Origin of the sequence: Oleiharenicola lentus, from assembly GCF_051660365.1 — a bacterium.
GTDB lineage: Bacteria > Verrucomicrobiota > Verrucomicrobiia > Opitutales > Opitutaceae > Lacunisphaera > Lacunisphaera lenta_A.
Window position 1 is genome coordinate 524795 of record NZ_JBOZXB010000002.1, and the last position, 21213, is coordinate 546007.

Below are 21213 nucleotides of genomic sequence, written 5' to 3' on the forward strand. Positions count from 1 at the left end.
GCGCACGCAATGATCGCTTCCGTTCAGTTTAAAAATTTCAAAGCGCTGCGCTCGGCGGCGGTCGGCTTGGAGCCGTTTAATTTATTCATCGGCCCGAGCGGGAGCGGAAAAACGAGTTTGATCCAAGCGTTGCAGCGACTGCGCACGCTGGCGGGGTTGCCGGTGATTTTGTCGGCCGAGTTGCAGGCCCAGCAGGCCGACGGTCCGCAGATCGAATTTCGCTTCAATGCGCCGTATGCGGCCATCGTGGTGACCTTGGGCTGTAACTCCGATCAGCTGGTGTGCAATCTGCTCGCGGTGGATCGCCCGCAAACAGCTGACGGCGAAGCGTTGTGGCAGGAGTTGCGTGAAAAGTTGAAAAACATCCGCGCGTTTCTGTTCGACCATTACGCGATGGCGATGCCCGGAAAAATTTCTGATGGCCGTGAACTTGCCTCAAACGCGGGCAATTTGACGTCCGTGCTGTATGCGTGGAGAGAAAAGGCGCCGCTCTCGCTCAATCATTTCATCGGAGATTTTTGCCGGATTTTGCCGGAGTTTGCTTCACTGGATTTTCGCCTGAGCGGCGAGCACGTGGAGTTGCTGGCTAAACTGGCTGACGGTTCCGAAACCTTGCCGGCGGAAAATCTGTCGCAGGGCACTTTGTATCTGCTCGCGGTGCTGTGCTTGGCGCACAATCCCACGCCGCCGAGTATCGTGTGTCTCGAGGAAGCGGATCGCGGCGTGCATCCGCGTATGTTGAGAGAAGTGCGCGATGCGCTGTATCGGCTGAGTCATCCGCTGGCAGAAGGCCGCACGCGCGAACCGGTGCAGGTGATCACGACGACGCATTCGCCCTACATGCTGGATTTATTCAAGGAGCACCCGGAGGAAGTCGTGCTGGCGAACAAGCACGGTAACGCGGCGACGTTTGAGCGGTTGTCCGAGCGCAAGGATTTGATCGCGCTCATGGACGAAGCGCATCTGGGCGATTTGTGGTTTAGTGGAATACTCGGCGGAGTGCCGGATGAGGCATGAAGATTGCGCTGCTGAGTGAGTCGCCCGGAGATGAGGCTGCGTTACGCGTGCTCGTGGAGTATGTGTTGAAAGAACCGTTTACCTTGGTGCCGCCGTCGCTGCGCGCGCGGGGGTGGCCGTCGGTGGAACAGGTGTTGCCGTCAATCATCCGTCATTTGCATTTCAACACCGATGCGGACGGCTTGGTCGTCTCGGTGGACTCCGACGATTCCGTCGTGCACACCGCCGATCACGAAGTGGTAGGTTATCATCATTCGGGCTGTCGCATCTGCCGGTTGCGCGGAGTGTTTCGGCGCACGACTAAAAATCTTCCGCCCGCGCACGGACGGAAACGAGTGTTGCGCGCCGTGGGCGTGGCGGTGCCCGCGCTGGAAGCGTGGTTGCTCTGCGGCCGCGACACTTCAATCACAGAAGCCGCGTGGATTGCGGGACAGGAGAGCGGACGTCTGCCTTACACGCGCAAGGAATTAAAATGGAAAGTCTACGGCACCGAGCGCCCGACGTTGCCGCATGAGATCAAACGCGCGGTGCAGGAAGTGACGCGGCACCAAGGCGACGTGCGTCGCCTTGAAAATGATTTTCCCCAAGGCTTCGGCTGCCTCGCGCGGGATCTGCGCGGTTGGAAAACGCCGGCGTAATTACCAGACGAACGGTCTTGCCGAAGCGATGAGGCGAGACAAAGTCGGGCCGTCCACCCCGAATGAAATCCCCACGCGTTTCGCTGGCGGCGTTGATGGCAGCGCAGGCTCAGGTCACTTTCAACGATTGTGCAGCCAAAATGATGCTGATTGCGCTTGTGCAGCAATTGGCGAAAGCGGCGGGCTATGATCCAAAACCTACAGTTACGCTCATCACTGCGTTACTGGTGCTGCCTTTTGTGATGTTTGCTCCGGTGTGTGGCTGGCTGGGAGATCGATTTGCGAAAAGTCGCGTGCTTAACTTTGCGTTGATTTTGCAGATTGTCGCGATGGCGCTTTTGATTGGTGCGTTGTGGTTCAAGTCGCTCGCGGCTTCGTTGGGGTGTTTCTTTTTGCTGTCGGTGCAGGCGGCGATTTTTGCTCCGGCCAAGCGTGGCATCGTGGTGGAATATGCGGGCGAGCAAAAGCTGTCTCGTTTTGTCGGACTAATGGAAATGTTTACGATCACGGCGATTCTCGTCGGATCGTTTGCCGGCGGGGTGATGTTTTCCCACCTCCTCCAGCAAGGCGGCGATGCTTGGAAAGCAGCCGAGGTCACTGCATGGATTCTGGGCGGGCTTTCGATTGTGGGCTGGCTCGTGTTTCAAATGGCGCAGCCAACGCGGGCCCACGCCGACACTCCGTTTACAGCGGGAATCTGGATTCAGCATTTCAAAGACGTCGCGGAGGTCTGGCGTGACCGTCCGATGTGGCGTGCGACGCTGGGCATCTGTTTCTTTTACGCGGTAGGTGGCTACGTCTCGATTTTGCTGCCGCAGGTGGGTTTTGAATTAGAAAATGGCGGCCCGCGCTCTGCCGCGGTCGCAGGGGTGATGCTGCTCATGATCGGCGTGGGCACGATGCTGGGAAATCTGTTTGCTGGTTTCTTTTCGCGCAAAGGCATCGAACTCGGCCTCGTGTCGCTCGGCGGCGCGCTGTTAACCGCAACCCTGTTTGCGCTCGCTTGGGCTGACGCCGGTTCGCACGCACACACCGCGCTGCTCATCACGGCGGGTTTCTCAACAGGGCTTTTTCTCGTGCCGCTCTACGCGTTTGTGCAACAGAAGGCGGGTAATCATCGCCGGGCGCGGGTGCTGGCGGGCGTGGGTTTTCTCGATAGCATTGCGGGACTGCTGGCGTATGCCGTTTATCTCGGAGTGGCGAGCGATGGCGGGCTAGGCTGGTCGGTGACATCGCAGTATTTCCTCCTGGCGTTCGGTGCGTTTGCGATGCTGGTCTGGGGCGTCCGGCACATTCCGCATCAAACGGTGTGCACGGTGATGCGTTTAATCGGGCCGATTTTCTATCGGGTGAAAACTATCGGCCACGAAAATCTTCCGGCGACCGGTGGCGCGCTGATCATCTCGAATCACCTTTCGTATATCGACGCGGTGGTGCTGCAATTGGCCTCGCCACGCACGATTCGTTTCGTGGCGTTTGCCGGCTTCGCGAAAAGTCCGGGGATGCGATTTCTGTTTCGCGCCCTGGGCGTGATCCCGATTGCGCCGAGTGGCTGGAAAAAAGGCATTCTGCTCGCGGCCGATGCGGTTAAGAATGGCGAACTGGTGTGCGTGTTTCCTGAAGGCGCGATTTCTCGCACCGGTCAACTGATGGATTTGAAACGCGGATTTGGGCTTATTGCGGAATTGGCGAAAGCGCCCGTGATTCCTGCGGTCATCGACGGGTTGTGGGGTTCGATCTATTCGTTCGCGGGTAACAAATATCTTTGGAAATCGCCGCGTCTCATGCCGACGCCCGTGTGCGTGGTGTTTGGCGAGGCGATTCCGCACGAAAAAGCCGATCGCGTCACGGCGCGCCGCGCGCTCTTGGATCTGGGCGAAATCGCGTTTCAAGAGCGGCCATTTCTGAAACGCAACATCGCGCGAGAAATTGTGCGCTCACTGGCGAAGCGTCCACGACACGTCGAGGTGGTCGATCGCACGGCGGAGCGTCGCGAAGTCAAAGCGGCCCAGTTGCTCGCCGTCGCGGCGATGCTCTCGCGGCACATCCGGAAAACAATTCCCGAAAAACGGGTGGGCATCGTGCTGCCGACCGGCGCTGGCGCGCATATTGCGAATCTCGCGGTGGCCTGCGCGGGGAAGGTGCCCGTGAATTTGAATTTCACCGTGGGCAAAGCGGCCGTCGAGGCCTCGTTGCGGCTTGGCGAAATCAAAACGGTGATCAGCGCCGATGCGATGCGCGCAAAGATTCCTAATTTTCCTTTTCCGGAAAACACGCTCGATTTTAAAAAAATGGTCGAGACTGCGGGCGGAAAAAAAGCCATCGTGCCGTGGTTGCTCGCCGCCTATTTGCTGCCAAATCAGTGGATTGCCTGGCTGCTCGGACTACCAAAATACGGTGATCGTGAGGAGGCGGCGTTGTTGTTTACGAGTGGGAGTTCCGGCGAACCGAAAGGCGTCGTGCTCACGCACCGCAACATTCTCGCGAATTGCGCGCAGATTTCCTCGCTTTCGATCTTACCAGACACGGCGGTGCTCGTGGCGTGTTTACCGGTGTTTCATTCGTTTGGATTCACAGTGACGTTGTGGTATCCGATGTTGCGCGGCTGTCGCGTGGTGACTTTCCCAAGTCCGCTCGATACGCGAAAAATCGTCGAAGGCATCCAGCAGGAAAAAGCCACGGTCATGCTCGGGGCGCCGACGTTTGTGCGGCCATTCCTCAAGAAAGCTACGAAGGAAGAACTCGCGTCGCTAAACCTCGTTGTGACTGGCGCGGAGAAACTGCCGCTCGATCTCTACGAAGGATTTCAGCAGCAGTTTGGGATTACGATTCACCAAGGTTACGGTCTCACGGAAGCGACACCGGCGACGAATATCAATCAACCTGACCCGCCCGTCACGACTTCCACTGCGGAGCCGCAAAGCGGATGCCGGCTCGGCTCAGTCGGCCGCCTCTTTCCTGGAATGTCGGCGCGGATCGTCGATGCGGACACCGGCGTAATTTTACCCGAGACCTCACAGGGCATCTTGTGGTTACGCGGAGCGAACGTGTTTCCGGGTTACCTCAAGGATCCGGAAAAAACTGCGGCAGCGCTCAAGGACGGCTGGTTTATTACGGGTGACTTGGGACGCTTCGACGAAGATGGATTCTTATTCATCGAAGGACGTCTCTCGCGCTTTTCAAAAATTGGCGGCGAGATGGTGCCGCATGGGACGATCGAACAACGTATCGCTGAGCTCTTCGCACTCGATCAAAGCGAAGGCCTTTCGGTTGTCGTCACGGGTGTGCCTGATCAATCCAAAGGCGAAGCGCTCGTGTTGCTCACGACTGTTGATCTGGCCGCGGAGCAAGTGCGGACAAAACTACTCGAAGCCGGCTTGCCGAATCTCTGGGTGCCGCGCATCGTGCGGAAGGTAGAAAAAATTCCCGTGCTCGGCACCGGCAAAACCGACCTCAAAGGCGTGCGCACGCTGGCGCTGGAGTTGACAAAGGAAGAATGACGGCCCGCCGAGAGGCGGGCTCCGCCTTCGGACGCGGGCTACTTTTTATCGGCGTATTTCTTGAGCACGAGGTAGCGCAACTCGGTGTCGCCCGCGTTGCGGATACCGTGTTCGCGGTTGGAAGGAGCGTAGAGCGACGTCATCGGGCCGGCCACGCGGCGTTCACCATCGAGGTAAAACTCAGCTTTGCCTTCGAGGATGAAAAAGAATTCGTCTTCGACGTGACGGTGCGGCGCGTGCGTGGCTTGACCGACGCCGACGACGCTGAGTTTCACAGTGGTGAGATCGGCGAAGTCGCGATCAGCGAACCAGTATTCGGAGCCAGCTTTGGTTTTCTTGGATTTAGCGGAGTCGAAGGTGTTGACGCATTGATCAATGGTGTAGGCTGAAGTTTTATTTTCAGCGGCGGACGCGGTGATGACGGCAAGCGAGAGCAGGAGTGGGGCGATGATTTTCATGGGGAAAAAAGAAGGCCGGAATCTCGCGATTCCGGCCTTGAATGAAGTTTAGAGCGTGACGGTCTTGAATGAATCGAGATTCCAGAGCGGTTGCTTTGCTTCAGTGGCGAGTTCGTTAAACGCTTCCACCTCCGCTTTGCTGAAGAGCAAGCCGCCCGCTGCGGCGGTGTGTTTCGCCCAGCCGGCTTCGAGTTGGCCGGGGAGCATGGACTTTTCGTTGCCGTGGCCGAGCACGTCGGCGATGACTGCTTTCACGTTTTCCGCTTGGTTGCGGCCTTTCGCGAAGGCGCCGCCGCTGATTGCGTCGGGATGGATGACTTGGAAAAAGAAACAGCAGGTGCCTTTGTCGCCGGCGGCTTGATCCCAGCGGTTGCGGATGGTCGGCAGCGAGCCACCGATAAAGCCACCGACGATTTCGTTGATGAGCGAAAGACCGTAGCCTTTGTGCGCACCGAAAGGCAGCAGCGACGTGGCAAGATTCGGATCGGTGGTCGGGTTGCCGTCTTTATCGACAGCGGCGAGCGGCGGCAGGGTTTTGCCTTCGCGTTTGAGCTGTTGCACGCGGCCCATGGCGACGACGGAGGTCGCCCAATCGATCACGATCGGGTAACCGACCGCTGCTGTCGTTGGGAAACCCCACGAGTGCGGATTGGTGCCGAGCGTCGGAAACTTGCCGCCGAAAGGCACGACCTCGGCGAGCGCGGCGGTGCAGTTCGTGTAAGCGATGTAGCCTTTGCGCGCAGCGTCCATCACGTAACCGCCGCCCCAGAGATAATGGAAGGCATTGTCGACCGAGACGGTGCCGACGCCGTATTTATCGGCAAGGCGGATGGCCTCGTCCATCGCGCGGTAAGCGGTAGATTGGCCGAGTTTTTTATTGGCGTTCCAAATTTTTGCTGCCGGGAAGCGGGATGGAATTTCCTGAATCTGCGCACCGGGGACGCAGCCCTTCGAACCGGAACCGAAAAGATGATCGAGGTGCAGCGCTTTCAGACCGTTGTGCGTGCGGATACCGTGGCGCGTGGCCTCGGCGCAGAAGCGCGCGCCTTCGGCGGCTTCATCGGCGTGAAAGCCGCGGTGTTGATACGCGGCGGCGATGAGATCGTTATGCTGTTTCTCGGGGACGATGTAGAAGGTTTCGGACATGGGAGGGATGAGGCTGGAGGGTAGAGGCGAGGGTTAGACGGCGCGGGCGATGGGCTCTTTGCCGGCGAGAAAAAGCGTGAGGTTGTCGACGGCGCAGCTGGCCTGGCGTTGCACGCTTTCGTGGGTGCGTGAACCGATGTGCGGGGTGAGGACCGTGCCGGGCAGGCCGAGCAACGGGTGATCGGCGGGTGGCGGCTCCTGGTCGAGCACGTCGGCGGCGTAACGAATCTTGCCGGCTTTGATTGCTTCGACGAGTGGCGCGAGTTCGAGGAGTTCGCCGCGGCCCGTGTTAACGATGACGCAACCGGGCTTAAGCAACGCGAGGCGGCGGGCATCGATGAGGCCCTTGGTTTTTTCCGTGAGCTTGGTGTGCAGGGAAACGAAGTCGGCTTGTCTGAGGGCGTCGTCGAGATTTTCGGCGCGTTCGAGGCCGTGCCAGCGGGCGAAATCTTCTTCCCAGTAATTAGCGAAAATCACCACGCGCAGGCCAAACGCGCGTGCGCGGATGGCGACTTCTTTCGAGATTCGACCGAGGCCGACGAGCGTGAGGGTTTTGCCGCAGAGTTCGTTGCCGGTGATGCGGGTCCAGCGACCAGCGGCGACGTGGTTGGCTTCGACGACGAGATTGCGGACGGTGGCGAGCAGGAGTGCGAACGTGTGTTCGGCGACGGTGGTGTGATTCACGCCGGGAGTAAAAAGAACGGGGAGCTTGAGATCCGCGGCGGCTTTGAGGTCGATCTTGTCGAGGCCGATGCCGTATTTCGAAATGACTTTGAGGCGCGGCAGGGATTTTTCCATCACCGCGCGCGTCATGGCATCGTCGCCGCACAGGTAGGCGTCGAATTGGCCGGCGAGTTCAAGCATGCGGGACTCGGGAAGTGGGCCGCGTTCGCGGACGATTTCGAAACCGGCTTTGGCCAGCATGTCATGATGGATGCCCGGAGTATCTTGGAACGAAGTGGTCGTGAGAAGAACGCGTGTCATGGAGTGCGGATTGAACACTTCTGAAACGCGACATTCAAAGCGAAACTTGGTGCGTTTCTGTCATGCGCTGTTGCTCTGAAACCCGAAAAATATTTGCTGATTATTTCGCTAATGAAAAGTTTCGCTCAAGCCACCGCTGCTCTTAAACGCAAACTCGGCCCCCGCGTCGACGTGTCCGAACAAGGTCGCTGGGCGGCATCGTTCGATAGCAGTAAAATTTCGTTTTTGCCGGATGCCGTGATTACGCCGAGCAAGGAATCGGAGATCGGTGTGGTGCTCGCGCTCGCGAACAAACACCGCGTGCCGGTGACGCCGCGTGGGCGCGGCACCACCTTGATGGGGTCGGCTGCGCCGGTGCAAGGCGGTTGGGTGATCGATATGCTGAAGCTGAATAAAATTACCATCGATGCCGATGCCGGCATGGCGCACGTCGGCGCGGGCGCGACGAATGCGAACGTGGCGCGGGCGGCGGAGGCCCACGGTTGGTTTTATCCGCCGGATCCGTCGTCGCGCGAGTATTGCACGATTGGCGGCAATATCGCGTGCAATGCCGGCGGCATGCACGGGGGCAAATATGGAGTGACGCGCGATTTCGTAATCGCGCTGCGTGGATTTTTACCGACGGGTGAATTTGTCGAGTGGGGCACGGCGACGAAGAAATTTTCCGCTGGCTATAATTTGCGCGATCTTTGGATCGGCAGCGAAGGCATGCTCGGCGTCGTGACGGGGGCTGTGTTGAAACTCGTGCCGCAACCTGCGGCACGCTGGACATTGCTCACCGCATTTAGCGACGAAACGGCGGCCCTGGGATCGGCGAGAAAGCTATTTCGTCAACGCGTGCAGCCGGCGATCTGCGAGTTTCTCGATCGCGAGAGCGTGCTGTGCGCGGAACGTGCGACGGGAAAAACCGTGTTTCCGGGGCAAGAAGGGCGTCCGGTAATTTTGCTGGAGCTTGCGGGCACGCGCGGAGAACTCGAAGAGATCAAGCCCATCGTGCTCGCGTGGGCGCGGGAGAATTCGGTCGCGCACAAAGAAGCGACGAATCGCGATGAAGTGGAGGAGTTATGGGCCGTGCGCCGCAAATGCTCCGGTGCGATGTTCGAACTCGGCGACGCAAAATTGAATGAGGACATCGTCGTGCCGATGAAGAACTATGAAGAGTTCGCGCGTTTCATCATGCAGCTTAAGAAAAAATCCAAGCTGCCCATTCCGACTTTCGGGCATCTGGCCGACGGCAACCTGCACGTGAACATCATGTATCACCGCGTGAACCGTGTCGAAACGCGCGCAGCGGAGAAAGCGGTGCAAACCTTGATGGAAACGGTCGTAAAACTGGGCGGCGCGATTTCCGGCGAACATGGCATCGGTCTCGCGAAGACGCCGTTCTTGCGGATCCAGCACAGCGCGGCGCAAGTGAAGGCAATGGTCGCCGTGAAGAAAGCGCTCGATCCCTTGGGGATATTAAACCCGGGCAAGATGTTCGACGTCGTGCGCGTGTGGAAATACGAGAAACTCAAACTGCACCTGCCGTGGGATCACAAGTGATTCCTTTGAAAAGCCCTTTAGTCATCTTGCGGGGAAGTGTGACTGATGTTGACTCACGCATCCTTGTGGAGGGACTCGGGCACAGCGTGTCTGCTTTTGTTGAAGTGCAAATGAAACTGGCTGGAGAGACCGTTACATTGCGCCAGCTGAGTCACGAGCCGATGAACATTTCGGAAGGTGATGAGGTTATTGTAGCGGTGAAGAGAAAGGGATCGGTATTTTTAATTTCGTCGTGGTGGAACGTGACGAAAGGGAGCGGTTTCGAGGTAAGTGCGTCAATTTTTTGGCCGAGTGTTGTCGCAACTATCACTGTTATTCTCTTTCAGGCTTATCTTGTATTATTGGGGAAAGACATTTTTCGGACACACGAAATTTATGTGGTCTGGCTCATTTTACTGATGTGTGTGGCATTTTTGGGTGTCGGCTTGCGCCAAAGGCAAGAGCGTCGACTACTTCAGTCGGCAAAGTTCCCGTATGCTAAGAAACACTGAAATCAGGGTCTATCGACCGACTGACCAAGCGGCGGTGATTGCGCTTTGGCGGGCGTGCGGATTAACACGTCCGCAGAATGATCCGGTGAAGGACATTGCTCGGAAACTGAAAGTGAATCCTGAGTGGTTTCTGGTCGCGGAGAATTTTACGGGCGAAATCGTGGGCAGCGTGATGGTCGGCTACGAGGGCCATCGCGGGTGGATTAACTATCTTGCGGTGACCCCGACGCAGCAACGCAGCGGGCTTGGGCGCGAGCTGATGGACAAAGCGGAAGCAATTCTTCGCGCGGCGGGTTGTCCGAAAATCAATTTACAGGTGCGGCCGGACAACGTGCAGGCAGTCGAGTTCTACAAACGCATGGGATTCGCCGTCGAAGGCGCGATCAGCCTCGGCAAGCGGTTGGAACACGACTGAACTTACTCGTAGCGCAGTGCGTCGATGGGGTCGAGCTGGGCGGCTTTGCGGGCAGGGTAGTAACCGAAAAACACGCCAATGGCTGCACTGAACGCGACGGCGCCGATGATGGCATTGGTCGAGACGAGCACGGGCCAGTTGTTGAGATGCGAAACCAGTTTCGATGTGCCGATCCCGAGCACGATGCCGAGGGCGCCACCCATGAGACTAAGGATGATGGCTTCGATGAGAAACTGCGTGAGCACGTCACTGCCATGTGCGCCGATGGCCAGTCGGATGCCGATCTCGCGCGTGCGCTCCGTTACGGAGACGAGCATGATGTTCATGATGCCGATGCCGCCGACGATCAGCGAAACGCCAGCGATGGCACCGAGCAACACGGTCATGGTTTTGGTGGTGGCGGTCGCGGCTTCGGCGAGTTCTTGCTGATTGCGGACGGTGAAGTCGGGCTCGCGGTTGTTGCGGCGTTGCTGCAAGAGATCGGTGATGTCTTGCTGGATGCGCGACATCGACTCCGGATCCTGCGCTTGCACGAGAATGGAGTTTAAATTCGGACGGCGCGCGATGCGCTTCAGGTGGCTGGTGTAAGGAATGATGACGGTGTCATCCTGATCCTGGCCAAAGAAATTAAATCCTTTTGGCGCGAGGACGCCGACGATTTTAAACGGGATGTTGCGGATGCGCAGAGTCTGGCCGATGGGATCGTTGTCTTGAAAAAGTTGAGTGACGACCGTCTTGCCGACCACGCAGACCTTATTCGCGCTGCGCACGTCCACTTCAGAAAACATGTCGCCCGCAGTCAGCGTCCAAAGGCGAATTTCGAGGTAGGAAACATCTTCGCCGCGCACCTGCGTGTTCCAGTTGAGACCGTTGGCGAGAATCTGCGTGCGGTCGGTCAACTCGGGAGTGAGCGCCGCGACACCGCTGATTTCGTTGCGGATGGCGTCGGCATCTTCGACGGTCAGCGAACTTGCGGAACCGAAGCCGCCACGCACGCCGCCGGCGGCGCTGAAGTTACCGGGGAACACCGTGATGATGTTTTGGCCGAGGCTCGCGATGGAGGACTCAACTTGGGATTTTGCGCCGTTGCCGATGCTGACCATGGCGATGACCGCCGCTACACCGATGATAATGCCGAGTGCGGTGAGCACGGAACGCATGGCGCTGCGCCGGAGCGCGCGGAGAGCGATTTTAACGACGTTGGCAAAACGCATGGGATTAAATCAGTCGGAAAGTTTGGCCTGGGCTTCGGCGGCGATGAGTTTTTGCATTTCCTCAGTCGCGTTGAGACGGTTGGTCACTTGCACGTCGCTGACTAACCGACCGTCGCGCATGATGAGGTTGCGTTTGCAGTATTGGGCGATGTCGAGCTCGTGGGTCACCATCACGATGGTGATGCCTTGATCATTGAGCTTTTGGAATACGCCCATGATTTCGACCGAGGTTTTCGAATCGAGATTTCCGGTCGGTTCGTCGGCGAGGAGAATTTGTGGATCGTTGATGAGGCCGCGCGCGATGGCGACGCGCTGTTGCTGACCACCGGAGAGCTGGCTCGGGAAGTGATCGGCGCGTTTGGAGAGGCCCACGATATCGAGGGTCTTCATTGCGCGCTCGTGCAATTCATCAGCGGTGAACTTGCGTTTTCCGTAGAGCATAGGGAGCTCGACATTTTCGCGCGCCGTGGTGCGGGCGAGGAGGTTAAAACCCTGGAAAACGAATCCGAGTTTTTGATTACGGAGGTCGGCGAGCTCGTTGCGATCGAGCCCGGCGACGTCGATACCGTCGAGCAGGTAGCTGCCTTTCGTCGGGCGATCGAGGCAGCCGAGCACGTTCATCAAGGTGGATTTACCGGAGCCGCTGGAACCCATGATGGCAACGAAGCCACCGCGTTCGATTTCGAGGGAAACGCCCCGCACGGCGTGCACGGGCACTTCGCCCGAGCTATAGATCTTGTGGATCTCTTGCAGACTGACGACGGCAGGCATGGCGCGCTTAGAACCGACGCTGACCACCACCGCTGAACGGATTGGCGGCGGGCGCGGCAGACTTGGACGCGTTGGGCACCGTAACGCTGGTCACGAGCACATCGCCTTCGGCCAAGCCGCTGAGAATTTCGGAGGCCAAGCCATCGGTCACGCCGACGCGGACGCTGACGGCTTCAGGCTGAGCGAGCTTGTTGCCACCGGGCAGACGATAAACCGTGCGAATCACCACGGTGTTTTCTGCGGCGTCGGCGGAAATGACGCCGCGTTCGACGAGAAGTTTGCGGATTTGGTCGCGCTGCTCTTGCGACGGCGGGCCACCGGCACCGGGCGTATAACCGACCTCGGCGAGGACTTCGCGCAGTTTTTCACGTTGTTCGGGAGTGGCATCGGCGGGGAGGAAACCACCGCGACGTTGACCGCCACCCGCACCGCCACCGCCGGCATTTCCGCCACCTTGGCGATTGCCGCCGCTGTTGGTGGGGGCGCTGGCAACTTCAGATTTCGCAGCGGGTGCGTCAGATTTTTTAGCTTCGGGCGAAGTGGGCGCGGCGGACTTGGGTTGCGCGGCGAGGCCTTCCGGCATGCGGACACGCAAGGTGGCGTTGGGCACGCGGATCACTTTTTCGCGTTTGGCGACCACGATGGACACATTCGCGGTCATGCCGGGGCGGAGCTTCAGATCGCGATTATCGACGGCGATAATCGTATCGTAGCTGACGACGTTACTGACGGTTTTCGGCGCGTTGCGCACTTGGGTAACGATGCCCTTGAAGCTGCGATTCGGGAACGCGTCGGCGGTGAAATTGACTGTCTGGCCGGCTTGCACGGTGCCGATGTCAGCTTCGGAAACGGCGGCGGTGATTTGCATTTTCGCGAGATCGTTCGCGATGGTGAAGAGCACAGGCGCGTTGAGGCTGGCGGCGACGGTTTTGCCTTCCTCGGTTTGTTTCGAGATCACGATGCCGTCGATCGGCGAGGTGATTTTGCAACGCTCGAGATCGACGCGGGCGTTTTCGACGGTGGCTTTGCTGGTGAGGAGCTGTGCTTCGGATTGCTGGAGCTGGGCGACGGCCTGGTCGTATTCCTGTTGAGAAACGAGGTTTTTGGCGCGGAGTTCCTTGGTGCGCTCGGTGTTGAGGCGTTGAAGTTTGTTGCCGGCCTCGGTCGAGGCGAGGTTGGCCTCGGCTTGGCGGACGCGTTGCTCGTAAGTGGCGGGATCAATGTCGAGGAGCGGGTCACCTTTTTTGACCGTGCTGTTGAAATCGACGTAGAGTTTTTGGATCAGGCCGGAGATTTGGCTGCCCACATCGACCGACAGCACGGCGTCGAGCTGGCCGGTGGCCGTGATGGCTTGGGTGATGTCGCCGAGCGCCACGGTGGTCGTGGTGTATTCGGGGAGGCCGGTCGCAGCTTTATTACGTGCGTAGTAATAATAGGCACCCGCGGCGACGAGCGCGACGACGAGCAGTTGAAGGATGAGCTTAAGCGGGGATTTGCCTTTGGCGGCCATGGCGGGCAGATGAAGTAGGAATTTAGAGGCGGCGCAAACGTTACTTGACGTCGCTCCGGGAAAGACGGTGCGGCTGGGCAAAAGTTTCAGTGCTAGCATAATATCGGTTTGCCTCATCACGGGCGGCGGGGTTGGTTGCCCGCACATTTCCATGAAAACACTTCGTGTCCTGCCGTGGCTGGTTTTGTTATCGTTTAGCGTTTTGCGGGCTCAGGAGGAGCCAAAGGATAAAGTGCCTGAGAAAAAGACGGCTCCCACGGCCACGGCTGAGAAAGACCCGGTGCTCTCCGTGACCGAGCACCAAGTCACCATTGGCGGCAAAGTCGTGAAATACACGGCGACGACCGGTTATCTTGTTCTCAAAACCGAAAAAGGTGAACCCCGGGCGAATATCTTTTTCGTGGCTTACGCGAAGGCGGGCGAAAGCGACCCGGCGAAGCGTCCGATTACTTTTTCTTTCAACGGCGGGCCGGGTTCCTCGTCGGTGTGGCTGCACATGGGCGCGCTCGGCCCGAAGCGCGTCGTGATGACCGACAAAGGCGATTCACTGCCGCCGCCGTATAAGTGGGTGGATAACGAATATTCGTGGCTCGACGAGACCGACCTCGTGTTCATCGACCCGGTTTCAACTGGCTACAGCCGCGCCGCGAAAGAGGTGGATCCAAAACAATTCCATGGCTTCACGGGCGACATCGAGTCGGTGGGCGAATTCATCCGGCTCTGGACGACACGCAACGCGCGCTGGGCTTCGCCGAAATTTCTCGTCGGTGAAAGCTACGGCACCACGCGCGCCGCGGGGCTTTCTGATTACTTGCAGGGGAAATATAATTTTTACCTAAACGGCATCATGCTGGTGTCGTCGATTTTGAATTTCCAAACCGCGCGCTTCGCCGCCGGCAACGACCTGCCGTATCAGCTCTTCCTGCCGACCTACACGGCGTCGGCGTTTTATCACGGGAAATTGAAAGGCGATCTCGCGAAAAGTTTGCCGGACACGCTGGCGCGCGCGGAGAAGTTTGTGATGAACGACTATGCGCTCGCGTTGCTCAAAGGCGATTCGCTGCCCGAAGCCGAGCGTCAGCGCATCGCCAACGAGGTCGCCGCACTCACGGGGCTTTCCGTCGATTACGTGCTGAAACAAAATCTGCGCATTAACATTCACCGGTTCGTCCGCGAACTGAAGCGGGATGAAAATCGTAGCATCGGACGCATCGACAGCCGCATCGTGGGAATCATGGACGAAACGAGTGATGGGCCCGGCGCGGCATTCGACCCGAGCCTGGAGGCGATCTACGGCGGCTACAGTGCAGCGATGAACGATTACGCGCGTCGTCAGCTGAAATTTGAAAGCGATTTGCCCTACGAAATTCTCACCGGCCGCGTGCAGCCGTGGAGCTACAGCAATGTTGAAAACGAATACCTCAACGTCGCCGAGACGCTCAAGCGCGCGATGACCAAAAACCAATCGTTGAAGGTGTGGGTGTCCAACGGCTACTATGACCTCGCGACACCCTATTTCGCGACGCACTACACGTTCACGCACATGGGCCTTGATCCTGCGGTGCGCGGCAACGTCAGCATGACTTACTACGAGGCCGGCCACATGATGTATAGTCACCTGGAGTCATTGAAAAAGTTCAAAACCGATTTCAGTGCGTTCATGACGACGACGCTGAAGGATGCGGGGGTGAAGTGAGGAGGCAGACGACAAGTCGTGCGGAATAAGGATTTTGTAGGTGGCGCGCTTGCGCGCCACGTCGCCCGCAAGCGGGCAACCTAGATCATCGCAGCCATTCAGGATACGGTTGCTCGCTATCGGTCAGTTGCCGAAACCACGCCCAATCTTTCGGGCAGCAAAAGAAATGCGGCCACGATTTTTCACGGGGAATCAATCGAGCTTCGTAAGGGTTCAGATAAATATAGCGAACAACCGGCTCAGCGGACTCGTCGTGGCGAAGTTGATGGTCGTAGAAGTTATTTTGCCAGCGAGCACTGGAGGACGAAATGGACTGCTTGGTTCCAACTTTCAATTTCGCGATGGTTTGAGATAGCGTTAGAATATCACCTAGCGTGACGAGCAGGTGAATATGATCGGGCATTACAGTGGCGCAGCGGATGAGCCATGCCTGATCAGTTTTAAGTGTGTGACAGATGGAGAGGACTTTTTCGGCAGTTTTCCCTGTGAGCGCAGGTGTCCTTGGCTCGACGCAGATGGTTATGAAATAATCCCCGAAGGGACGGAATGAACGTCCGCGTCTAAGGGCATTTGGGCCAGAGTTACGTTTCATGATGATGCGTTGCGCGCAAGCGCGCAACCTACAGGCGGCCTCGACCGGTAGGTTGAGGTAGGCGTTACCTCTTCAAACTCCGATCGGGATGTGCCGGGACTTCGGGCAGCAAATGCTTTGGTTCCTTCGCGATTTTTTCTTTCAAATAATTAATCGCGGCGTCGAGTTGGGCGTCCTCGCCGCGGAAGGTGGCGACAGGGTTGTTGTCGACGATGACGTCCGGAGTGAAGCCGTCGCCTTCGATGACCCAACCTTGGCCGGGGATAAATGAACCCATTTCCGCCGCGCGGGCGAACCCGCGGTCGGCGAGCGCGTTGATGCCACCGCGCAGCCAGATGCCGCCGCCCCACGTGCGCGTGCCGATGGTTTTACCGAGGCCGAGTTGACGCACGCCGTTGGCCATCGTTTCGCCATCGGACGCAGTCCACGCGTTGACGAGCACGACGAGGTGGCCGCGGAAGGAATTCTGGAAATTGGCGTGCGGCACGCCGTTGCGCGGTGCCCACCACATCCACGCGGGACGCATCAAGCGCGACATGAGCCAGCTGTCGATGTTGCCGCCGCGATTGTGGCGGAGGTCGAGAATGAGCCCGCCTTTGTCAGCGGCTGCGTAATAATTGCGCACGAACTCGTAGTAATTTGCCGTGCCCATCGCGCGGATGTGCGCGTAGCCGATCGTGTTTTTCGATTTCTCGTCCACAGCGAGGCGGCGCGAGTATTCCCAATCGTCGTAGCGGAGATTGCTGTTTTCAGACGAGGCGACTGGAACAACAATGCGTGAGAAGGCGTCGCCGCCCGACGCGGGTTTGATTTTCAGTAAGACCTGTCGACCTGCTTGGTTGCGCAGGAGTGCGCTGGCATCGGGAACGGAGAGCGCGGGCGTGCCGTTGATTTCGGTGATGATGTCGCCGCGTTTGACGCCGACGCCAGGCTTCAGCAGCGGGCCGAGTTTTTCGGGGAAATCCGGATCGCCTTGGTAAATGTGATCGAGCCGGTAGCCGCCGGCGGAGTCGTCGCGCGTCCAGCGTGCGCCGAGTGAAGCGATCGTGATTTCCGGATCGATTTTGCGGAAGTCGCCGCCACGCGCGTCGGTGTGCAGTGAGGAAAGTTCGCTCACTAGGTAGTTGAGCAAGTCGTTCAATTCATTGCGGTCGGTGACGCGCTCGACGAGGGGAAGGTGTTTCGCCAGGTTGGCCTTCCAATCCACGCCGTGCATTTTTTTGTCGTAGTAATAATCACGGTGCAGACGCCAGGCATCGACAAACATTTGGCGCCAGCTCTCACGCGGTGAATAGGCGAATTTCAGGTTCGCGAGGTTAACCTTGGCCTTTGCGTCGAGCGTCGCGGCTTTCGTGGCGGCATCGACGACGTAGAATTCGTCTTTCTGCTCGATGAGCAGTTTTTTGCCATCGGCGGATAAACGATAGCCGCTGATGCCGGTGGCGACGGCGACGGTTTCGATATCCTTGTTTTTGATTTCGATGCTGACGAGGCGTTGCGTGACTGCGGTCGAGGTCGGCGTAAGCGGTTCGTGGTCGAGTGCGAAAATCGCTTTGTCGGTCACGCGCAGTTGAGAGTAATTGCCGGCGGGAACCGGAACTTCCCAGAGGCGCGTGATGATGCCATCGAGCACGATTTCTGTTTTGGGCTTATCGACCTTCTTGTCGGCGTCGGATTTTTTTTCCGCGTCTGGTTTTTTATCGTCGGGCTTTTTCTCCGTGTCGACGAGTTCGTCGCTGGGCTGGAACGGCGAGCGAGTTTCGACGCCGAGGGCGAGCGCATAGAGCTTGGTGGATTTTTCGAGATAAGGCTCGGGTTGCCGCGGGCCCCACGGCGCGGACATCGGCGAAAAATATGAACGATCCGAGGCGAAGTAGAGCCACTTGCCGTCGGGGCTGAAGGTCGCGTCGTCACTGATTACGCGGTCGCTGGTGACGGCGGTGGAGTTGCCGGATTCGACGTTGAAGAGTTGAATCTGCGTGTTGCCGGAAGCGGCGGTGAGCGTGTAGGCGAGCCAGCGGCTGTCGGGCGACCAAGCGAGATTGGCGCCGTCGAAATCATTAGTGCGCGCTTTGGCGACGGGGCGTTTTTCACCGGTGGCAACGTTAAACACGACGAGTTCCTGGTTGCGCTCGGCGGAAGCGATCCACTTGCCGTCGGGGGAGGCGAGGCCGGAGACGCGCAGCACTTCGCCGCCTTTTGTAATTTGTTCACGAGCGCCGACGCCGTTCGCGGGCACGCGCCAAAATTCCACCTCGCTGCTCTCATCGGAGAGCACGAGGAGGGATTTGCCTTTGTCGAGAAAACTGGAGGAGCGGTAACGCACATTGCTCTGGCGCGTGACTTCCGCGAGGCGGCCTTGGCCGACGGGCGCGACGAAAACCTGGCCGCGCGCCACGAAGGTCACTCGGTCGCCTTCGGGGGAAAAATTATAGTCGGTGATGTAATCGGAGGGTTTCGTGACCCACGTGTCGCGGAGTTGGTCGAAGTCGGAAGCGAGGGTGATTGCGAGTTTAGTGTCGGTGTTGGCTTTGATATCGTAGAGCCAGAGATCGGCGCCGTTTTGATAGACGATGCGGCCACCTTGTTGCATCGGGCGCTTGATGCCGAAGTCGGCGTGTTTGGTGTGCTGTTTCAGATCAGAACCATCAGGAAGCATCGACCAGACATTGCTCGTGCCGTCGCGTTCGCCGGCGAAGTAAACGCGACCCCTCCAGAACATCGGCCAGTGGCTCGAGCCTTTGTAGTCAGGATGAAACTGCGAGGCCGTCGCGGCGCCGACATCGTAGCGCCAGAGGATTTGTGCGGTGCCGCCTGCGTAGCGTTTCGCGTGGCTGCCTTGGAACGCATTGCGCGTGAAGAAAAGCGTTTTGCCGTCGTCGGAGTAAACGCCCTCGTCGGCCTCCGCGAGCGGGATGAAGGTGCGGGCGCCACTTTGCGGATCGATGGCGATGAGTTGGCTGGAGGGCAGCGTCGAATAGTGGTTTGTCGCGTAGAGGACTTTGCCGTCTGGCGTCCAACCGCGGACGCTCGCGCTTTCGCTTTCAAACGTGAGGCGCTTGGGCAGACCACCCGTAATCGGCATCACATAAACTTCCGCCGGGCCCTCGTATTGGCCGGAGAAAGCGATCCATTTGCCGTCGGGTGAAAGCGCGGCGTTCACCTCGTTACCGGAGTGGGTGGTGAGGCGTTGCGCGGTGCCGCCGGTGGCGCTGACGCGCCAAAGATCACCTTCGGCGGTGAACACCACGGTATCGCCGTGAATGGCGGGAAAACGAAAATAACCTGGCGCAACCGAAGTCGCGGATTGGGCGTGAGCAGAGGGCCAGCTGAGGGCAATCGCGCCGAAAAGCCCCGGGGCAAGGCGAGCAAGGGTGACAAATTTCATGATTGCCGCCTGTTTAAACGCGGCGCCCAACGGGCGTAAAGCCCCGAGCGACAGAGCGCAGATTAACCGCGGGCAGCGGCGAAGGTTTGCTTCATCGCTTCGGCCACGTTGGCAGGAACAAATTTCGAAACGTCGCCACCGAGTTTCGCGATCTGTTTTACGAGCGTTGAGCTGGTGTAGCTGTAAGCTTCCTTGGGCATCACGAAGATCGTTTCCACGCTGGGCTCGAGGTGGCGATTCATGAGCGCCATGTTGAACTCGAATTCAAAATCGGACAGCGCGCGGAGGCCGCGAATGAGGGCGTGGGCTTTTTGCTGGCGGGCGAATTCCACGAGCAGGCCGTCGAAGCTAACGACGTTAACATTAGGCAGGTCGCCAAGGTTGGCGGCGATCAACGAGACGCGTTGCTCGGCGCTGAAGAGAGCGTTTTTCGTCGACGCGAGCGCCACGGCGACGGTCACGCGGTCGAAGAGCTTCGCGGCGCGCGAGAGAACGTCCAAGTGGCCGTTGGTAAATGGGTCGAAAGTGCCGGGATAAATACAGAGTTTCATAGAGCGACCGGCGCGAAGAATTGCACGGCGGATGCGGATGGCGAGGACGTTTTCGGAAGGTGCGGGAAAGTCGCAATCAAGGGATTGCCAAGCGTGCGCCGGTTCGCTCGACTCGCTCCAATGCGTTTTACCATCGCCAATTGGATGACTGTTTCCCGAGTGCCCGCGATGTTCGCGATCGTCTGGTTGATGGATCGCAACTTCGGTTGGGCGGCGACGATCGCCTTCTGGCTGTTCATCGCGGCGGCGTTGACCGACTGGTTTGACGGTATGATCGCACGCGCGCGCGGCGAGGTGTCGTCGTTCGGGCGTTTCATGGATGCGATCGTCGACAAGGTGATGGTGATCGGCCTGATGATCGCGCTCGTGAATGGCGGTTATTTCACGCTGAACAACGACGCACATTTACACGGTGGCGTGACGACGTTCGCGCTGTTGCTGCTACTCTGTATTCTTGGCCGGGAGTTTTTGGTTTCCGGCATGCGGATGGCGGCGGCGACGAAAGGAATCGTAATCGAGGCCGACATGGGCGGAAAAGTGAAGACCTTCGTTCAGCTTAACGCGATCGGCTGGCTGCTGGGTGCACGAATGTTTGAGCAGGATTTTGGTAACTTGTTTTTTGGCGACGAGCGCCTGGTGATTTCGGTGATCCACTATGTCGGCATCGGGCTTTATTTCCTGTCGGCGATTTTGACGATCACCTCGGCGATTTCTTATTTCCGTCGTCACGGTCACGTGGTGCTCGATTAACGCGATGCGCTTGAGCGAACCGCAATGGCTGCGGCGTTTGCCGAAAAAATGGGTCGTGGGCGTGGCGACGCTTGGGCCGTTGGGGACGCGTCTGCCCGCGCCGGGCACATGGGGTTCGCTCGCGGGGCTGCTTTATACGCTGCTCGTGTTTCGTTCTGCGCGGTGGGAAGTGACGGTCGTGTGGACGGTGATTTTGAGTTACATCGCGGTCGCGTTTACCGGGGAAGCGGGGCGACGTCTGGGTAAGGAAGATCCGGGCGAGATCGTGCTCGATGAATTTATCGTGATTCCGCTCGTGTTTCTCGGCTGGCGCGCGGGTTATCTCGCGGGATTTGCCGAGTGGAAAGTGGCGATCGCGGGTTTCGCGCTATTTCGACTTTTCGATATTCTAAAGCCGTTCGGCATTGCAAAACTGCAGCGCTGGCCGGGCGGGTGGGGCGTGGTTGCAGATGATTTTGTCGCGGCGCTCGCGGCGTGTGTCACGCTGCACATTGGGGCGTGGCTGCTGGCGATCATGTGAGCGGGCGCGAAGCTGCACGCTCACGAA

General features: G+C 58.6%; 18 protein-coding genes. 9 read left to right on the forward strand and 9 right to left on the reverse strand.

Annotation, left to right across the window (positions count from 1 at the left end; all coding sequences use genetic code 11):
* The first annotated feature begins 9 nt into the window (after positions 1–9).
* The 3 genes from ACRRQW_RS17020 to ACRRQW_RS17030 all read left to right on the forward strand — a co-directional run bounded on the left by ACRRQW_RS17020 (position 10) and on the right by ACRRQW_RS17030 (position 5155).
* On the forward strand, positions 10–1017 hold the full coding sequence (locus ACRRQW_RS17020; protein WP_438482800.1) for an AAA family ATPase: 1008 nt from the start codon (positions 10–12) through the stop codon (positions 1015–1017).
* The gene (locus ACRRQW_RS17025) at positions 1014–1655 is read left to right on the forward strand and encodes a hypothetical protein (protein ID WP_438482801.1); all 642 of its coding nucleotides are present in this window, start codon (positions 1014–1016) and stop codon (positions 1653–1655) included. The genes ACRRQW_RS17020 and ACRRQW_RS17025 overlap by 4 nt, the downstream gene beginning before the upstream one ends.
* A 62-nt stretch (positions 1656–1717) precedes the next feature.
* Complete coding sequence (locus tag ACRRQW_RS17030) at positions 1718–5155, forward strand: MFS transporter (RefSeq protein WP_438482802.1); 3438 nt, start codon at positions 1718–1720, stop codon at positions 5153–5155.
* A gap of 38 nt (positions 5156–5193) precedes the next feature.
* Here ACRRQW_RS17030 and ACRRQW_RS17035 read toward each other — a convergent pair whose 3' ends face one another.
* From ACRRQW_RS17035 to ACRRQW_RS17045, 3 genes are read right to left on the reverse strand one after another with little or no spacing between them, the layout of a single operon-like run.
* Positions 5194–5613: a cupin domain-containing protein gene (locus ACRRQW_RS17035; protein WP_438482803.1), complete on the reverse strand. Its 420-nt coding sequence runs from the start codon at positions 5611–5613 to the stop codon at positions 5194–5196.
* A gap of 48 nt (positions 5614–5661) precedes the next feature.
* The gene (locus tag ACRRQW_RS17040) at positions 5662–6759 is read right to left on the reverse strand and encodes an Ldh family oxidoreductase (protein WP_438482804.1); all 1098 of its coding nucleotides are present in this window, start codon (positions 6757–6759) and stop codon (positions 5662–5664) included.
* A gap of 33 nt (positions 6760–6792) precedes the next feature.
* Entirely contained in the window at positions 6793–7743 is a 951-nt protein-coding gene (locus ACRRQW_RS17045; protein ID WP_438482805.1) for a phosphoglycerate dehydrogenase, read from the reverse strand.
* A gap of 111 nt (positions 7744–7854) precedes the next feature.
* Between ACRRQW_RS17045 and ACRRQW_RS17050 the strand changes: the two genes are divergently transcribed.
* Genes ACRRQW_RS17050 through ACRRQW_RS17060 form a run of 3 tightly spaced genes read left to right on the forward strand, consistent with a single transcriptional unit; the run spans position 7855 to position 10194 of the window.
* Positions 7855–9288: an FAD-binding oxidoreductase gene (locus ACRRQW_RS17050; RefSeq protein ID WP_438482806.1), complete on the forward strand. Its 1434-nt coding sequence runs from the start codon at positions 7855–7857 to the stop codon at positions 9286–9288.
* Positions 9273–9779 carry a hypothetical protein gene (locus ACRRQW_RS17055; protein WP_438482807.1) on the forward strand — a complete coding sequence of 169 codons (507 nt, stop codon included), beginning with the start codon at positions 9273–9275 and terminating at the stop codon, positions 9777–9779. Before ACRRQW_RS17050 ends, ACRRQW_RS17055 begins: the two co-directional genes overlap by 16 nt.
* Positions 9763–10194: a GNAT family acetyltransferase gene (locus tag ACRRQW_RS17060; RefSeq protein ID WP_438482808.1), complete on the forward strand. Its 432-nt coding sequence runs from the start codon at positions 9763–9765 to the stop codon at positions 10192–10194. Before ACRRQW_RS17055 ends, ACRRQW_RS17060 begins: the two co-directional genes overlap by 17 nt.
* Before the next feature lie 2 nt (positions 10195–10196).
* On the opposite strand, the gene ACRRQW_RS17065 is transcribed toward ACRRQW_RS17060, so the two are convergent.
* Genes ACRRQW_RS17065 through ACRRQW_RS17075 form a run of 3 tightly spaced genes read right to left on the reverse strand, consistent with a single transcriptional unit; the run spans position 10197 to position 13689 of the window.
* Positions 10197–11408, reverse strand: a complete 1212-nt coding sequence (locus ACRRQW_RS17065) for an ABC transporter permease (protein WP_438482809.1) — start codon at positions 11406–11408, stop codon at positions 10197–10199.
* Between the two features lie 9 nt (positions 11409–11417).
* Positions 11418–12179, reverse strand: a complete 762-nt coding sequence (locus ACRRQW_RS17070; RefSeq protein WP_438482810.1) for an ABC transporter ATP-binding protein — start codon at positions 12177–12179, stop codon at positions 11418–11420.
* Between the two features lie 7 nt (positions 12180–12186).
* Positions 12187–13689 carry an efflux RND transporter periplasmic adaptor subunit gene (locus tag ACRRQW_RS17075; RefSeq protein ID WP_438482811.1) on the reverse strand — a complete coding sequence of 501 codons (1503 nt, stop codon included), beginning with the start codon at positions 13687–13689 and terminating at the stop codon, positions 12187–12189.
* Between the two features lie 151 nt (positions 13690–13840).
* On the opposite strand from ACRRQW_RS17075, the gene ACRRQW_RS17080 reads away from it, so the two are divergent.
* Complete coding sequence (locus ACRRQW_RS17080; protein ID WP_438482812.1) at positions 13841–15385, forward strand: S10 family peptidase; 1545 nt, start codon at positions 13841–13843, stop codon at positions 15383–15385.
* A gap of 85 nt (positions 15386–15470) precedes the next feature.
* Here the strand turns inward: ACRRQW_RS17080 and ACRRQW_RS17085 are convergent, their stop codons facing one another.
* The 3 genes from ACRRQW_RS17085 to coaD form a co-directional block, all read right to left on the reverse strand.
* Positions 15471–15977: an REP-associated tyrosine transposase gene (locus ACRRQW_RS17085; protein ID WP_438482813.1), complete on the reverse strand. Its 507-nt coding sequence runs from the start codon at positions 15975–15977 to the stop codon at positions 15471–15473.
* 64 nt (positions 15978–16041) lie between these two features.
* Entirely contained in the window at positions 16042–19365 is a 3324-nt protein-coding gene (locus ACRRQW_RS17090; protein WP_438482814.1) for a S41 family peptidase, read from the reverse strand.
* Between the two features lie 62 nt (positions 19366–19427).
* Positions 19428–19916, reverse strand: a complete 489-nt coding sequence (gene coaD, locus ACRRQW_RS17095; RefSeq protein WP_438482815.1) for a pantetheine-phosphate adenylyltransferase — start codon at positions 19914–19916, stop codon at positions 19428–19430.
* A 120-nt stretch (positions 19917–20036) separates the two neighbouring features.
* Here coaD and ACRRQW_RS17100 point away from each other — a divergent pair, with 120 nt between their 5' ends.
* Together ACRRQW_RS17100 and ACRRQW_RS17105 are read left to right on the forward strand one after the other, a co-directional pair.
* On the forward strand, positions 20037–20666 hold the full coding sequence (locus tag ACRRQW_RS17100; RefSeq protein WP_438482816.1) for a CDP-alcohol phosphatidyltransferase family protein: 630 nt from the start codon (positions 20037–20039) through the stop codon (positions 20664–20666).
* Positions 20667–20670: 4 nt separating this feature from the next.
* Positions 20671–21186 carry a phosphatidylglycerophosphatase A family protein gene (locus tag ACRRQW_RS17105; RefSeq protein WP_438482817.1) on the forward strand — a complete coding sequence of 172 codons (516 nt, stop codon included), beginning with the start codon at positions 20671–20673 and terminating at the stop codon, positions 21184–21186.
* The last annotated feature ends 27 nt before the right edge of the window (positions 21187–21213 follow it).